This window comes from Sphingomonas xinjiangensis (assembly GCF_014199255.1).
GTDB lineage: Bacteria > Pseudomonadota > Alphaproteobacteria > Sphingomonadales > Sphingomonadaceae > Sphingomonas > Sphingomonas xinjiangensis.
In genome coordinates, this window is sequence record NZ_JACIJF010000005.1 from 144,019 (window position 1) to 159,198 (window position 15,180).

14 protein-coding genes are annotated in these 15,180 nt (G+C 68.0%); 9 read left to right on the top strand and 5 right to left on the bottom strand.

Annotated features, from left to right (window positions below):
• Positions 1 to 10: 10 nt before the first annotated feature.
• Entirely contained in the window at positions 11 to 1,129 is a 1,119-nt protein-coding gene (gene cyoA / locus FHT02_RS10810) for a ubiquinol oxidase subunit II (protein WP_184087378.1), read from the bottom strand.
• A gap of 121 nt (positions 1,130 to 1,250) precedes the next feature.
• Between cyoA and FHT02_RS10815 the strand changes: the two genes are divergently transcribed.
• The 3 genes from FHT02_RS10815 (at position 1,251) to FHT02_RS10825 (ending at position 3,981) form a co-directional block, all read left to right on the top strand.
• Positions 1,251 to 2,579 carry an MFS transporter gene (locus FHT02_RS10815; RefSeq protein ID WP_184087380.1) on the top strand — a complete coding sequence of 443 codons (1,329 nt, stop codon included), beginning with the start codon at positions 1,251 to 1,253 and terminating at the stop codon, positions 2,577 to 2,579.
• A 138-nt stretch (positions 2,580 to 2,717) separates the two neighbouring features.
• Positions 2,718 to 3,683: an asparaginase gene (locus tag FHT02_RS10820; RefSeq protein WP_184087382.1), complete on the top strand. Its 966-nt coding sequence runs from the start codon at positions 2,718 to 2,720 to the stop codon at positions 3,681 to 3,683.
• 97 nt (positions 3,684 to 3,780) lie between these two features.
• On the top strand, positions 3,781 to 3,981 hold the full coding sequence (locus tag FHT02_RS10825) for a hypothetical protein (RefSeq protein ID WP_184087384.1): 201 nt from the start codon (positions 3,781 to 3,783) through the stop codon (positions 3,979 to 3,981).
• Here the strand turns inward: FHT02_RS10825 and FHT02_RS10830 are convergent.
• On the bottom strand, positions 3,965 to 5,710 hold the full coding sequence (locus FHT02_RS10830; RefSeq protein WP_184087386.1) for a M20/M25/M40 family metallo-hydrolase: 1,746 nt from the start codon (positions 5,708 to 5,710) through the stop codon (positions 3,965 to 3,967). The two genes, FHT02_RS10825 and FHT02_RS10830, sit on opposite strands and share 17 nt — an antisense overlap.
• Positions 5,711 to 5,793: 83 nt before the next feature.
• Between FHT02_RS10830 and FHT02_RS10835 the strand changes: the two genes are divergently transcribed.
• Complete coding sequence (locus FHT02_RS10835) at positions 5,794 to 6,927, top strand: glycosyltransferase (protein WP_184087388.1); 1,134 nt, start codon at positions 5,794 to 5,796, stop codon at positions 6,925 to 6,927.
• A complete protein-coding gene (locus tag FHT02_RS21905; RefSeq protein ID WP_184087390.1) occupies positions 6,924 to 7,655 on the top strand; it encodes a heparin lyase I family protein in 732 nt (243 codons plus the stop codon). The genes FHT02_RS10835 and FHT02_RS21905 overlap by 4 nt, the downstream gene beginning before the upstream one ends.
• A gap of 1 nt (position 7,656) precedes the next feature.
• Here FHT02_RS21905 and FHT02_RS10845 read toward each other — a convergent pair whose 3' ends face one another.
• The 3 genes from FHT02_RS10845 to FHT02_RS10855 form a co-directional block, all read right to left on the bottom strand.
• Entirely contained in the window at positions 7,657 to 8,376 is a 720-nt protein-coding gene (locus FHT02_RS10845) for a sugar transferase (protein ID WP_221239433.1), read from the bottom strand.
• A gap of 85 nt (positions 8,377 to 8,461) precedes the next feature.
• Positions 8,462 to 9,661, bottom strand: a complete 1,200-nt coding sequence (locus tag FHT02_RS10850) for a polysaccharide deacetylase family protein (RefSeq protein WP_184087392.1) — start codon at positions 9,659 to 9,661, stop codon at positions 8,462 to 8,464.
• On the bottom strand, positions 9,658 to 10,659 hold the full coding sequence (locus FHT02_RS10855) for a GNAT family N-acetyltransferase (protein ID WP_184087394.1): 1,002 nt from the start codon (positions 10,657 to 10,659) through the stop codon (positions 9,658 to 9,660). Before FHT02_RS10855 ends, FHT02_RS10850 begins: the two co-directional genes overlap by 4 nt.
• Positions 10,660 to 10,752: 93 nt before the next feature.
• Between FHT02_RS10855 and FHT02_RS10860 the strand changes: the two genes are divergently transcribed.
• The 4 genes from FHT02_RS10860 to FHT02_RS10875 are packed head-to-tail and all read left to right on the top strand — an operon-like array spanning position 10,753 to position 15,152.
• Positions 10,753 to 11,817 carry a lipid II:glycine glycyltransferase FemX gene (locus FHT02_RS10860; protein ID WP_184087396.1) on the top strand — a complete coding sequence of 355 codons (1,065 nt, stop codon included), beginning with the start codon at positions 10,753 to 10,755 and terminating at the stop codon, positions 11,815 to 11,817.
• Positions 11,810 to 12,478 carry a GNAT family N-acetyltransferase gene (locus FHT02_RS10865; protein ID WP_184087398.1) on the top strand — a complete coding sequence of 223 codons (669 nt, stop codon included), beginning with the start codon at positions 11,810 to 11,812 and terminating at the stop codon, positions 12,476 to 12,478. The genes FHT02_RS10860 and FHT02_RS10865 overlap by 8 nt, the downstream gene beginning before the upstream one ends.
• Positions 12,475 to 14,079 (top strand): lipid II flippase MurJ, encoded by a 1,605-nt coding sequence (locus FHT02_RS10870; RefSeq protein ID WP_184087401.1) that lies wholly within the window; start codon positions 12,475 to 12,477, stop codon positions 14,077 to 14,079. The genes FHT02_RS10865 and FHT02_RS10870 overlap by 4 nt, the downstream gene beginning before the upstream one ends.
• A complete protein-coding gene (locus FHT02_RS10875; RefSeq protein WP_184087410.1) occupies positions 14,076 to 15,152 on the top strand; it encodes a glycosyltransferase in 1,077 nt (358 codons plus the stop codon). Before FHT02_RS10870 ends, FHT02_RS10875 begins: the two co-directional genes overlap by 4 nt.
• Positions 15,153 to 15,180: the final 28 nt, after the last annotated feature.

Sequence of the window (15,180 nt, forward strand, 5' to 3'; positions counted from 1 at the left end):
TGTCTGGGTCTCAGCCTTGGGCGGCGCGCGCGGTGCCGGGCAGTGCCGGCAGCTCCAGGCGGGTCATGTTGCGGTTGCTGTCATTGCCGGGTTCGCGGTTGCCGTGCGGCTGGCCATGCGGCGCAGTGACGTGCGGGCTCGAACCCTTTTCGCCGGGGTCCTTCAACAGCGCGCCTTTCGGCTCACCGGCACGCGGTGCGCGGTCGTTCACCGGCGGATGGCTCCCCGGCTGGTGGCCATCATGCGCCATGGTCGCACCCATGCAGGTTTCACCGGGATGTGCGCACAACTGGACGATGCGATCGAACAGCCCGGACTCGACGGCGGAGAAGCGGATGACGGGCACCTTCTCGCTGGGCTTCTCCAGCTTGAGATACTCGTCGCGGCGAAGCTGAAGCCCGCTGCCGCGCACGCCATCAACCCAGCGGTCGAAACCGGCCTGGTCCACCGAATGCGTCGTGAAGTTCATGTAGGAGAAGCCGGCGCCCGAATAGTTGGCGCTCATGCCTCCGAACTGGCCGGTGCGGTTCAGTACCGCGTGGAGCTTCGTCTCCATGCCGGCCATGGTGTAGATCATGCCGGCCATGGCGGGCACATAGAAGGTGTTCATCACCGACGAAGAGGTCAGACGGAAGCGCACCTGGCGATTTGCCGGAACCACCAGCTCGTTGACGGTGGCGATGCCCTGTTCGGGGTAGATGAACAGCCATTTCCAGTCGAGCGAGACCACCTGGACTTCAAGTGGACGCTGATTCGCGGGCACTGCCTTGCCGGGCGCGAGGCGGCTTATCGGCCGGTAGGGATCAAGCGTGTGAGTCGCGACCCAGGTCAGCGCGCCCAGCGCGATGATGATGAGCAGCGGCGCCGACCAGATGATCAGCTCCAGCCCGGTCGAGTGGTCCCAGTCGGGCAGATATTCGGCATCCTTATTGGACGCACGGTATCGCCAGGCGAACAGGACGGTCAGGATCATCACGGGCACGATGATCAGCAGCATCAGACCGGTGGACCATAGAATAAGGTCAGCCTGCTGGCGCGCGACATCGCCCGCGGGGTTCATGACCACGGTGTTGCAGCCGCCGAGGAGCGGAAGCGCCACAAAGGGCGTTATACGGGAAAGGCGAGACATCACGGGCGCGAGCTAGGCCCGTTTGTGCAGCTGCGAAATAGGACAATTTGTCCTATCCCAACGCTGGCTGCACCTCTCTACAGCCCTTCCCAAACGTTCGACATGCTTGGAAACCTGAATCATGGCTGAGGCCGTCGCCCATTCCGCATCGCTAGAGCGCGATGCCCGCAACGTGAACGCGCGTGGCCATCACGACGCCAAACCCGGCGAGATCGCCATTGGCGTGGTGATCGGCCGGACGTCGGAGTTCTTTGACTTCTTTGTCTATGCGCTTGCGTCGGTGATCGTGTTTCCGGCGCTGGTGTTTCCGTATCTGGAGCCGCTGGGCGGGACCATCCTGTCGTTCTGCCTGTTTCCGCTGGCGTTCATCGCCCGGCCGATCGGTTCGCAGATCTTCATGGCGGTCGACCGAAAGCACGGCCGCGGCACGAAGCTGACGATCGCGCTGTTCCTGCTCGGCACCTCCACCGTGGCGATCGCCTTCCTGCCTGCCTATGACCAGGTCGGAACCGCGTCGGCGGTGCTGCTGGCGGTCGGGCGCATCGGCCAGGGGCTTGCCTGGGGCGGCGCCTGGGACGGCCTGTCCTCGCTGCTCGCACTCAACGCGCCGGAAAAGCGCCGCGGCTGGTGGGCAATGGTGCCGCAGCTTGGCGCGCCGCTCGGCCTGCTGCTCGCCGCCGGGCTGTTCGCCTTTTTCCTGGGCACGCTGTCGCCAGAGGACTTCCTGTCCTGGGGCTGGCGCTACCCCTTCTTCGTCGCCTTTGCCGTCAACGTCGTGGCGTTGTTCGCCCGGCTGCGCATGGTGGTGACGCCGGAATATACCGAATTGTTCAAGAGCCGCGAGCTGACGCCGTCGCCGGTCGGCGCGACGCTGAAGTCGCAGTGGCGCAACATCGTCATCGGCGCGTTCGCGCCGCTCGCCAGCTTCGCGCTGTTCCACATGATCACTGTGTTCCCGCTTTCGTGGGTGGCGGTGTTCACCGGGGAGAGCGTGACGCGCTTCCTGATGATCGAGATGGTCGGTGCCGTTGTCGGCGTGCTGTCGATCATCGCCTCGGGGCTGCTGGCCGACCGGATCGGCCGCCGTTCGCTGCTTGGCTACACCGCCGCGGCGATCGCCGTGTTCTCCGGCTTCGCGCCGCAGCTGCTGAACGGCGGCCATGTGGGCGAAACGCTGTTCATGATCACCGGCTTCGTGCTGCTCGGCCTTTCGTTCGGCCAATCCTCGGGCGCGGTGACGAGCAACTTCCCCAAACGCGCGCGCTACACCGGTGCGGCGCTGACCTCGGACCTCGCCTGGCTGTTCGGCGCCGGTTTCGCACCGCTGGCAGCGCTCCTGCTGGCCGAGCATTTCGGGCTGATCGCGGCGGGCGCCTATCTGCTCTCGGGCGCGATCGCAACGCTGGTGGCGCTCGGCCTCAACAAGGAACTGGCCCGCAGGCTCGACTGACCGGGGAATCCGCACTTCTTCAAGGGCCGGCGACCACAGGGTTCGACCGGCCCTTTTCTTTTGCCGCTCTGGCAGGCTGGCCACATGGCCGGCCGGTCAGCTCTGGCCAAGACGGCGTTTCTGCGTCAGGTGGCAGGCATGTCTGACCTTGTGCTGATCGACGCCGGCGGGACCATCGCCTCTCTCCCCGACGCAGCCGGCGTTCTGGTCGGGCGCCAAGGCAGTGCGGGACTGCGCGACGTGCTCGCCCCAGCGCTGCGCGAGGGCGTGACCGAACGTCACGCTTATGCCGGGCTGAGCGAGGACATGGATTTCACCGACGCGATGCATATCGCCGCGCTGGTCGGCGAAGCCGCTGCGCAGGGCGCGCGCGGCGTGGTCGTGGCGCACGGTACCGATACGATGGAGGACGTCGCCTTCCTCGTCGACCTGTTCCACGGCGGCGAGATGCCGGTGCTGTTCACCGGCGCACAGCGCGCGGCCGCACTACCTGGCTGCGATGGTCCTGCCAACCTGCACGACGCCGTGTGCGTGGCGCGGACCGAGGCGGCGCGCGGCATCGGCACCGCGATCGTGTTTGGCGGACGCATCCTGCCGGCACGCAGCGCCCGCAAGCTCGACAGCAGCGGCCCGGAAGCGTTCGGCCCGCACGGCACCGCGATCGGGCGCGTCGACGATCACGGCGCGCGCCTGTTCTCCACCCCGCGCCGCGTCGCGCCTTTCGATCCGGTCAAGCCCGACCCGTCCGTGGAGATCGTCGCGCTGGGCCTGGGCAGCAAGTCCGCCCTGGTAGACGCGCTTGTCGACGGCGGCGCGCGCGGCCTGGTGATCGAGGGGTTCGGGCGCGGCAACGTGCCTGGCCAGATCCTCCCCGCAATCGAGCGCGCCCGGGCCGCCGGCGTGCTCGTCGGCCTCGCCACGCACTGCATCGAAGGCGGCATTGCCCCGGCTTATCAGTCCGGCGCTAGCCTTGCCGCCATGGGCGTGATCGGCGCCCGCGACCTCAGCGCGCGCAAGCTCCGGCTGCTCCTGGCGGTCGCGCTGGGCGGTGGCCGCGCCGCCGATGATGCGGCTCGGCTGGCACAGGGCTGGCTCGACGGCTGAGCGCCGCGCTTCGGCCCACCATCGCTCCACCGGCCGTCACCTTTCCGGCGCATCGGCCGCTGGACAGCGGCCGCCCGTGCCCCCTATCGGAACCCGCATGGGTATCATTGCAACGATCATGAACACGAGCACCGGCGAACCGATCCAGAAGATGAGCTTCGGCCGCATGCCCAAGCCCTGGGCTTCCTTTAATCTCGAAAGCGGTGAGCTGGTGAAGGCAGACCGCGTCGAAGTCGGCAAGCCTGCGCCCGGCAAGGTCGTCACGCCGGTGTTCGTCTGGGTCACGCCCAAGGCGTAATCCGCCACTTCCGCAACGTTTCCGTCGACGCATTCCCCGGTGCAGCCGGGGAACTGCTATCCCCGACCTTTATTCGGCCGGCGAGCCGCCCCGGCAGGGGCCGCAGCTTGCGGAACTCCGAGCCCGCCTTCCACGAAGGCCACGTGCCCGATCCCGCCAGTTCGCCGCCGATCGTCCCGACCAGCGCGATGTCCTGAAGCGCTCCGTCCAGGTTCCAATCCGGGCTCCACGCATCGCATGCCTGATGGTAGCAGGAGCCGGTATAGGCATCGATCCACGCCTGCCCCGCAGCCACTCCGCCCTGCTTCAAGTCGGACGCGCCGGCGATCCCCATGATCAGCAGCACCGGCACGCCGCGTTTGGCGAACGAAAAATGATCGGCGCGGTAGAACAGCCCGCGTTCAGGCAGCCCTTCCACCGTCACGCGCCGCCCCTGAGTGGCCGCGACGCGCGCCATGTCGTCCTCAAGCGTATTCTGCCCCTTGCCGACCAGCACCACATCGTTGGCGAAGCCGGCGGTCTGGAGGATGTCGAGCGTCAGATTGGCGACGGTCTTCGCCATCGGATAGACCGGATTGGCGGCATAGAATTCCGAGCCGAGCAGCCCCCGCTCCTCGGCGGTCCACGCCGCGAACACGACGCTGCGGGCGGGCGCCGGCTTTGCCTTCATGCCCCGCGCGATCTCCAGCATGCCGGCGATGCCCAGCGCATCGTCATTGGCGCCGGCGCGGTAGACGCGGCCCTGCGCGTCGGGCTTGCCCTTGCCATAGGCGTCCCAATGCGCGCCGAACATCACCACTTCGTCGGCGCGGCTGGTACCCGGAATGCGGGCCAGCACATTGTGGCTGGTAACCACTTCATGCGTTACGGGCACATCCGCCTGGAAGCGCACGCCCTTGAGCTCCACCGGCTTGAAACCCGGTGAGCGCGCCGCGGCCTTCAGCGCGTCCAGGTCGAGCGCGGCCGAGGCGAACAGGCGCTTTGCCGCCGCTTCGGCCAACCAGCCTTGCAGGCGGACGCTGGTGACTTCGGCGGGCTTGCGGACGATGTCGTAATTCTCGCCGCCAGGGCTGACCACGACGTTCCAGCCATAGCCGGCACCTGCCGTGTCATGGACGATCAGCGCGCCGACCGCGCCCTGCCGCGCGGCTTCCTCGAACTTGTAGGTCCAGCGGCCGTAATAGGTCATGGTCCGATCACCGAACTTGCCCGCCGCGGGTTCGCCCGGCTTGGCGTAAAAGTCGGGGTCGTTGACCAGGAACACGACGACCTTGCCCCGCACGTCAGTCTTCTTGAAATCGTCCCAGCCGCGCTCGGGCGCATTCACGCCATAGCCGACGAACACCACCGGCGCATCGATCCGTGCGCTGTCCTCCGGGCGGATGGTCGAGACATACAGGTCCTGCCCGGCCACCACCGGCATCGCGCCCTTGGGGCCTTGGAACGCCATCCGCGTGGCAGCACCCAGCCTGGTATGCAGCAACGGCACCGGCTGCACCCATTGGCCGTTTGGCCCGGCAGGCTCCAGCCCCAGATCCTTGAAACGCTGCACCAGATACTCGATCGTCTTAGTCTCGCCCGCCGTGCCTGGCGCCCGGCCCTCGAACGCGTCGGAAGCAAGCGTCTTCACCGTGGCGGTGACTCGCTCCGCTGCGCCCTGATCCTGAGCGGAGGCGGAAGAAGCGAGAGCGGCGAACGCTGCGCCGAGCAGCATGGTGCGAAGTTTCATGCAGGCGACGCTATTGCCGCACGGGTCCAGGAACAACCCCGCAGCTTAGGCTTCTGCTAACTGCGTCGCGCTAGAGCAAGGCTATGCAGCTCACCGCCTGGATCCTGCTCCTCCTGCCGTTCGCGGTCTTCCTGGGTTATCCAGCCCTGGTCATCGGGGTAGCGGCGCTGCGTCCGCGCCGCGCTGCCCGGCCGCTGGCCGCGCTCCCATCCGCCACCATCCTGATCTGCGCGCACAATGAAGCGGGCATGATCGCCGAAAAGCTGGCCTCGGTTCGTGCGGCCATCGCCGCCTGGCCCGGACAGATCGAACTGCTGGTTGCGGACGACGGCTCTGCCGACGACACCGCCATGCTTGCCGAGCAGGCGGGCGCCCGCGTCCTCCGCCTGCCGCGCGGCGGCAAGGCTGCCGCGCTCAATCAAGCAATTCCGCAGGCGCTGGGCGACATACTGGTGATGACCGATGCCGATCCGCTGTTCGACGCGGAGACCCTTCCCGCGCTCCTCGCCCCCTTCGCCGACCCGCGCATCGGCGCGGTTGCCGGCCGCGTGGAGACGCTCACCACCAGGCCCGGCCGCTTCGCCGCCGCCGATCGCTGGTTTCGCCAGTACGAGTCCGCATTGCGCAGCGCCGAGGATGCGCTGTTCGGCTGCGTCTCGGCCGATGGTGGCGTCTACGCCATCCGCCGCGCGCTCGCGCCCCAGGTGCCCACCGACGTCACCGACGATTTCTTCATCAGCACCGCCGCCGTTGCGGCGCGCTACCGCATTGCCTTTGCCGACAAGGCCCGCGTCTGGGAGCATAGTATCCCTGGCGGACGCCAGCAGTTCCGCCGCCGCATCCGTATCACGGTGCGTGGCCTCACTGCGCTATGGCGCCGCCGCGCGTTGATGAACCCGCTGCGCACCGGCTGGTATGCCCCGGCCCTCCTGTTCCACAAGGTCGCCCGCCGCTTGGCGCCGCTCACCCTGCTCCCGCTATGGGCAATCAGCGGCCTTCTTGCTTTGCGGTCTGACATGTTCTGGGCGCTGGTCTGCGCAGGGATCACAGCCGCCGTGCTGATCGCCCTCGCTGGCGCTGCCGGCCTGCGGCTGCGCGGGCCGTTGAAGCTGGTGCATGGCGTAATGCTGCACCTCGCCGGGCTTGCACTCGGCACCTTGTTCTTCGCCGCAGGTCGCCGCTACGCGCAATGGACCCCACAAAGGCAGGGCGCGTGAACCGTCCGCGCATAGCCCTGCTCGTCTTGGGCGTCGCGGCCTGCGCCGCCGCCTTCGCCCAGTCGCAGGCCGAGCCACAGCGCGGCAGCTTCGCCGACGATTTCGACAACGGCCTCTGCGTGGGCCGCTGCCCAGGCGCGCCTTGGGCGATCAAACAGGAAGTTCGCGGCACCGTTCGCGCCGCACCCGCGCCCGGGCGGCCCGGCCAGGCTCTGCTCGCCCGTGCAGCCCCAAAGTCCGGCGGCGTCGCCAAGGCCGATGTCGTCGCCCGCCTTATGCCTCTGCCACCCGGCACCCGCGTCACCATCGCCTTCGACCTGCGCATTCCGGCAGGCACGCCATTGAACTCGCTACAGTTGGTCGATCTGGAATGCGCCACCTGCGGCGAGGGCGGCAATCCCGGCATCCGGCTTTATCTGCGCCGCGGGCGCCTGCGCATCGACCGGTCCAAGATCGGCATTCAGCACGCCTGGGCCCGCTACGACGCGCAGCCCCTCAACCAGGACCGCTGGCACCATATCATCTGGCAGGTCCGCCTCGGCGCAGGCGATGACGGCCATACCCGCGTCACCCTGGACGGCAACGAAGTGCTCGCCGCGCGCGGCGCCACGCTGGCCAACCTGCCCCGCCTTGCGGTCGACCGGGTTCAGATCGGCATCACTGCCAATTCCAATCAAATCCCGGCAATGGCCTGGTTCGACAATGTTCGAGTAACGGTCAGCCGCTAGCTCAGCAGGCGCCGTTACCCTTGCGCACGGCGTCCACGGTCTTCACCAGCAGCCCGATATCCTGCCGTACGCCCAGCGAGCGGATATAGCGCACGTCCAATTCGGCGCGCTCGTCGAAATCGATGTTGGCGCGGCCTGATACCTGCCACAGCCCGGTCAGTCCCGGCTTGACCGCCAGCCGCGGCAGATGCGCCATGCGATAGGTGGTTGCCGAAAACGACGTCGGCCGGGGTCCGACCAGCGCCATCTCACCGCGGATCACGTTCCAAAGGTTCGGCAGCTCATCCAGGCTGGTCTTGCGCAGGAACCTGCCCACGCGCGTCACGCGCGGATCGTCGGCCAGCTTGAAGTCGGGCGAGTCCGCCGCATGGACGTTGTGCGCGCGCAGGGCTTCCTTCAGCGCCTCGGCATCCACCACCATCGTGCGGAACTTGAACAAGCGGAACCGGCGGCCGAGATAGCCCGTGCGATCCTGCACGAACATCACCGGCCCGCCATCATCCAGCTTGATCGCCACGGCTACGGCCAGAAAGACCGGCAGGAACAGGATCGACGCGATCAGCGCCAGCGTTCCGTCGATCAGCGGCTTCAGCCAGCGCGCATAGGCGCCCTGCTTCACTTCCAGGTGCAACGGCACTCCGCGCATGTCGCATTCGAAGCGGACGCGGCGAGCCAGGTCGCTGCGGCGCTCCTGGATCGGATGAACAAGGCTGTCGGTCATGCGCGACTCATACTCGATACTGCTCGGCAACCGGTCTTGCCCCCAACACGCACAAAATTCTGCTTAATAGATGGTTACCGCCAGCTCAAACGAAGGTCTGTCCCAAAGCGGAACGGATCGCGAAGACCAGCCGCCGCATCGCGTTCATCGGGGCCACCACCAGATACCAATAGTGATTGCCCTGCATCAGCCGGACGGATGCGCGCAGATGCAGCCCTTCCGCCAGCAGCCAGCGAAACCCCAGCACCCGATCGCCGACATGGATGCGCGACAGAACCTCCGCCGGCTCGCCTGCGGTGTTGCGGCCGGTGCCGCCGGTCGTCGCCAGATAACCGAGCGCTCCGGCGATTGCGCGCCCCTGCGGACAGCTTTTGTTCTCCGGCCAGCAGAACAGCTGCGGGGTAACGCCCAGACGCGCCTGAAAGGCAGTGCGGCAGGCGGTCAGATCGCCTTCGATCCGGTGCACCAGATCCGCTTCGCTTTCCCGCCGCCCCTCGCGCCAGCCGCGTTCGGCCAGTGCCAGCCCCGACGCCGGAATGGGGCTGCCCAACGCCACCGCCACCGGCGCTGCCATGCGGAACCAGTCATGCTTGGGTCCCGGCGTCGCCGCCCACTGCATCCAGGCGTTTCGGCGCCAGTTATCGGCATCGAGCATGCCAAGGGTCGCGGCGGATACTGGCACTCGGGCATGGCCCACGCCATGCGGCTCCACTTCGAACCCGGGTTCGGCTTCCAGCTCGGCAAGCTCGGCCCAGCGCATGTAACCGTCGGACGGCCCGTCCCGGCGCACCGTTTCACCAGGTTCGATGAAATCGAGCGACGGAAAAAAGGTCGCGGCAAAGCCATGCGTGCGCAGCATAGGTGCGGCATAGCGGTGATTGTCGAGATAGCCGTCGTCGAAATGCAGCGCGACGCTCCCTGCCGGAACCCCCTGCCCGGCCCGCCGCTGCGCGATCAGCGCGCGGCTGCCGATCACATTCACGCCCATCGCCTGCAGCGTGCGCAGGTGCCGGGCGAAGGTGTCGGGATGCACCGCGATCTCCCGCGACCAGGGCAGCCAGCCCGGCGACGGGCTCATTGAATGATAGGTCAGGATCGCCACGCCGGGCGGCGCTATCATCCAGCGATGACCGAGTGCGAGCGCGCCCAGGACCGTCAGCACGGCAAGCGCGGTTCCGGCGACCCCGGGCAGCGCGGCCATTGCAATCGCGGCAACTGCCAAGCCGCCGGCAAGGGCTGCCAGCCAGCGCAACACGCGCGCGCGCCGCTCCGCCTTGCGCGTCACGGCTGCTTCGCCCTGGCGCGATGTGCATTGCGCCACGCCTTCACGCGCGCGCGTGCCCGATCGCGAAAAAACAGGATCGTGCCCAACAGCCCGGGTGCGAACAACGTGACACGGTACAGCGTCTCGCAATCGTCGGTGAAGCGCAGCTTGTAGCCAGCGGGGGTCATGCCGTTGCCCATCTGGTCGTAGCGATCGATATCCGGCTGCGCGAAACAGTGGCGAAGGTGCAGCGCGGCGGTGACATAGCCCAGCGACAGGTCGGCGAAACGCTCGTCATAGGCGACCTTGAGCACGAACAGCCGCCGCCCGCCGAGTATGGCATATTCGAACGCCACCAGCCGATCGCCATCCCACAGAAGGGCCAGGCGCAGCGCACCGGCTGCGGCGGCGTTGCGCGCGAGTTCGGTATAAAAGTGCTCGGTCGCGGCATCGTCCTGCACGGCGGTTCCACCCGCGCCCTTCCATCCCGCCTGTTCCAGCGTGAACATGCGCTGCAACAGACCGCTGGAGGCGGGATCGTCGCGCCGCACTTCGAATCGCATCGCCATGGCGCCGGTCGCCTGCGCTTCGTCGCGCCGCAGCCGCTGGCGGAAACGCCTGCTGCGCGCCGCCAGCCACGCGTCATAGCTCCCCCGGCAGTCGATCACCGGCGTCAGCGCATGCGGCGCGACGATCTGGCGATGGCTGCCCCGCCAGCCCATCGCCGCCGCCAGCAGCCGCGACTCGGCATGGAGATAGCTCAGCCGCACCAGCGCCGCGTCGGTCAAAAGCCGCTTCGGCAGATCAGGCGGCACCGCGCACGCCCGCGCGACGTCATAGTTCACGCTGTGCGGATTGGTGGCGCTGGACAGCACGCGATAGCCAAGCGGCCCCAGCCGCTCGCGGCCATCGACCAGCGTCAGTCCGTCGCGCTGGAAAGCGCCGCCAAAGGCCGCTTTCCAGGCGTCGAACCAGCCATCTTGCAGGTGAAACGCTTCACCCGTTTCCGTTGCCAGCATTTAACCACTCTGAAATCGGCTGCCAGTAACCGGGGACTACTACGCCGTTGACCAATAATTCGTGAAGATAAGGGACTGGCTTCCGTAGCCGCTATGACCATCGAGTCCCATCTCGCACCCATGCTCGAGGCGCAGGACGCTGCCGCCTTCGACGCGTTCGTGCGCGAGAGCCCCTTTGCCGCCTATCAGCAATCGCGTGCCTGGCCGCTGGCCGCGCCCGCGCATGACCGCCGCCAATGGCGCTATTTCCTGTGCCGGGAGCACGGCGCTGTCATCGGGGCCGCCGTGATCCGCTGCACCCGATTGCCGATGGGCCTGTGGATGGCCAGCATCCAGCGCGGACCGGTGGTGCACGATGCCGAGCGGCTGGCCAGCGTGCTGCGCGAACTCAAGCGGGCGCTGCGCCGCAGCGGTTGCTGCCTGGTGCATATCGGTCCCCGCGTGCGCGGCCGTGCGCTGCCGCCGATGGCCGAGGCGATGCGCGCGCAGGGGTTCGCGCCCCTTTTGGCGGCCGATCAGGCGCTGCATCACGTCACCGGAATCGTCTGGCTCGACAAGCCCGAGGCGGAGATCCTCGCCGGCTTCAAGCAGCGCACCCGCCGGGCACTGCGCGCCGCCGAAAAGGCCGGGGTCACCGTACGCGCGGTCGATGGCCCCGCCGACCTCGAACGCTATCAGCAGCTGCTCGACGCCTTCGCTGCGGCGCGCCCCGATTATGACATGCGCGGCCAGCCTGATGCCCACGGCCAGGCGATCCTGGTGGAGCGGCAGGGCGGCGCCCTGCTGCTGGCCGAGCGCGACGGCGTGCCGGTGGGCGCTCATGCCTTTGTGGTGCAGGCGGACGAGGCGATCTGGCTGTCGCTCGCAACGCTCGACCGCGACGGCGCGTCGCCCGGCTACCCGCTGCTGTGGGAGGGAATGCGCCGCGCCCGTGCGCTCGGCTGCGTCGGCTATGATCTCGCCGGCATTCCGCAAAGCGACCCACAAGATCCAGGTGAGGCAGGACGCATGCAGTTCAAGAACGGGTTCGCGCCGCACCGGCGTATCATGCCGCCCATGCAGGGCGCCGGCTTCGGCCCGATGCCCCAGATGGTGATCCTGGGCGCGCGGCGCGCCTTCCGCACGCTGCGGCGGCTGCGGGGTGCGGCCCATGGCTGAGTCGTTCGTCGCCCGGCTGCGCCGCCGCGCCGCCCAGCAGGGCGTACGCCGGACGCTCGCCAAACTCTGGGGCGACCATGTGTTCCGCCACAGCGAAAGCGTGATCCTGGAATGCAATCCCGAGTTGCTGCGTGCGGGGGATCCCCGCGCAGCCGAAGGCATCGAGTTCCTGACGCTGCGGCGCGGCGACGCCGTCCCGCCCTTATGTCCGTGGCTGGCGCATCGCCGCGGCGATTTCGACGCGATGCTGGCAGACGGCAAGCTCGGCCTGTTCGTGCTGCGCGACGGTGTGGCGGTGGGCTGCGTCTGGGTGTCGATCGAGGATCATCACGATCCAAAGGCGCGCGAGCATTACCGCGTCGCGCCCGGCGAAGCCTATCATTACAGCTTGCTGGTCGAGCCCGAAGAGCGCCGGCGCGGGACGTCGATGGCCTTTTCACGCTATTTCGTCTCGAGCCTGCGCAGCCTGGGCATTCAGCGCCAGTTCGGCGTGGTCGATCGCGCGAACCGCGCTTCTTATCAGGTGCTGTCGCATTTCGGATACCGCGAGTGCGGCGTCCGGGTGCGGCATTTCTACCTGCTGCATACGCGCTGGACGCGTGTCTCAAGCTATGCCGGGACCCTCGGCCTCTCCGAACCACGCCGGCGGCGGCGCGCATGACGGCGGACGCGGCTGGCGTCGCGCCGGTACGGAATTCCAAACGGACGCTGGTCCGCTCCGCAGGCGTGGTTGCGCTGATCCGCGGGCTCGACTTCGGCCTCTCGTTCCTCGTCTCGGTGCTGCTGGCCAACCGCTTCGGTGCGTCGGGCCAGCTCGATGCTTTCTTTCTCGCGCGGCGCACCACGGTGGGCATCGCCGACACCATCCGCAAACTGGTCGGCCAGGTCGTGCTGCCGCCGGTGATCGCTGCGATGGACCGCGGGATCGCGCCCAGCGTCCACCTCCTTCCGCGCCGCTCCGCCTGGTTCCTGGCGACCTTCGCGCTGGTGATGCTCGCGGGCATGCTGGTGCCGGGCGTGCTGGTCTCCTTCTTCGCGCCGGGCTTCCAGGGCGCGCAGCACAGCCTTACCGAAACGATGATGCGGATCATGATGCCGCTGCTGCCAATCGCGGTGGTGGCCTCGCTGCTTGCCGCGATCCTTCAGGCACGACGCAAATATCTGCTCAGCGAAGGCACCAACCTGGTCCAGCGCGCGATCCTGGTGCTGGTCCTCGCGCTGTTCATCCCCCCGCTCGGCATCGTCGCCGGGGCGTGGACGATGCTGGTCAGCGGCGTGGTCGGCTTCCTGATCCTGCTCGCCGGCGCCTGGTCGATCGTCCGGCCACGCGTGACGGCAGCCCCCTCCCTCCCCGCGCAGGACGCCGCTCCGGTGCGGAGCCAGGGCCTGGCCGCCGCGATCGTGATCAATCTGTACTTTCAGGCTTGCAGCCTGCTGGATTTCGGCTTCGCGTCGACAACGCAGGGCGGCGGCGTCGCGGCGCTGGAATATGGCGCACGGCTGGTCTCGCTGGTGCCCGGCCTCGTCATGTCCAGCCTTGCCACCGTTCTCGCACCTGAACTGATCCGTGCAGTCCAGCAAAGTGACCGCGCCCAGGCCGCGGCAGGCATTCAGCGGTTCCAGCGGATTTCGCTGTTCGCCCAGCTTCCGGTGTCGGTCGGCATGATGCTCGGCGCGCCGCTGATGGTCAGCGCGCTGTTCGGCCATGGTGCGTTCGACGCGACGGCTATCGCCACCGCAGCCGCCTGCACCGCCGGCTATGCCGCCGCCGCGATCTTCCTGGCGCCGATGAGCGCGATCACCTCGGCCATCTATGCCGACCCGCACGCTTCATCGCTGAGGGACCTCACCATCGTCGCGGTGGTGGGCCTCGCGATCCGCGCCGCCACCCTCGCAGTCGCCACCCCGCTATGGGGCGCGGCCGGCATCGCCTGGGGCGCAGCGATTGCCACGGCCCTCATTTTCGGCGTCGCCCAGATAGTGGCCGTCCGCCGCTTCTACCATTTCCACCTCGCCGCGCAGATCGCCGATCTCGCCCGCAGCGCCCTGTGCGCGGGGCTGGCCGCGCTCGCCGGATGGGCATTGCTGCGCCTTTGCCCGGAACCGCAAATGGTGGTGACCGAACTCGCCATGCTCACCGCGCTCGGCGGGCTTATCGTTCTAGCCTATCTCGCCGCGGCGGTGATGCTGCGCGTGCCCGAAGTCGCCAATCTGCGCGAGATCGCCCACGCGCTCACCGCCAAGTTCCGCCGCCGCGCATGACCCCGCGCCGCGTCGCCTTCCTGCTTCCCCATTTCCGCACCGGCGGCGCGGAGCGGGTGGTGCTCAACTGGATCGGGGCACTCGACCGCACCCGCTATCAGCCGGTGCTGATGCTCGGCCGCGAGGAAGGCGCGTTTCTCGACTTGCTCCCCGGCGACGTGCCGCGGATCGCGCTGGGCGGTGGCCGCGCGCTGCTGCGCCCGCTGCGGATCGCTCGAGCCCTTGCCGGTCATCGCATCGACATCGCTTATTCCGCCACCAGTGCGATGAACCTCGCGCTGCTCGCCGCGCCTACGCGCGTTCCCCGTATCGTCTCCGAGCATACCTCGCCCGGCGCGTTCCGGCAGGAGATGAAGTGGCCTTGGGCGCGGGCGCTGGCCACGCGTTTTCTCTATCGCCGCGCCGCCGCCGTCGCCGTTCCGACGCACGCGATTGCCGACGAACTGTCGGCCCCGCGCGTTCACGTCCTCCCCAACCCGGTAGTGCGCGCCGTCCCGCGCCAAGTGCCGCGCCGGTCGCCTGACGGGGCCCGGCTGATCGCCGCCGGCCGCCTCGTACAGGCAAAGGGTTTCGACACGCTGATCGACGCGGCCGCCTTGCTCGCCGCCCAAGGCGTCGCCTTCACCCTCGCCATCCATGGCGATGGCCCCTTGCGCGACGATCTTCAGGCTCGCATCGACTCGCATAGCCTTGGCACCCGGGTAGCGCTCATGGGTCAGAGCGCCACCTTGGCGGTCGCGTTCCGCGAAGCCGATCTGCTCGTCTCCTCCTCGCGCCGTGAGGGCTTCGGCAATGTTCTTGTGGAAGCCATGGCTGAGGGCCTGCCCGTTCTCGCCACCCGCGCGGGTGGACCGGAAACCTTTATCGACCACGGCGTGAACGGCTTCCTTGCGCCTGCGAATGACGCCGCGGCCTTGGCCGAGGCAATCCGGGCGCTGCTCGCCGATCTCCCTCGCCGGCTCTTGGTCCGATCCGCCGCGTTGGAGACCGCCCGCGCCTATGACGTATCGGCCTCGACCCAGGCATTCACCGCCTTGCTCGACACGATCCTGACACCGTCAACAGCACCTTAAGAGTAAAGTTACATAGGCAGTTCATAGA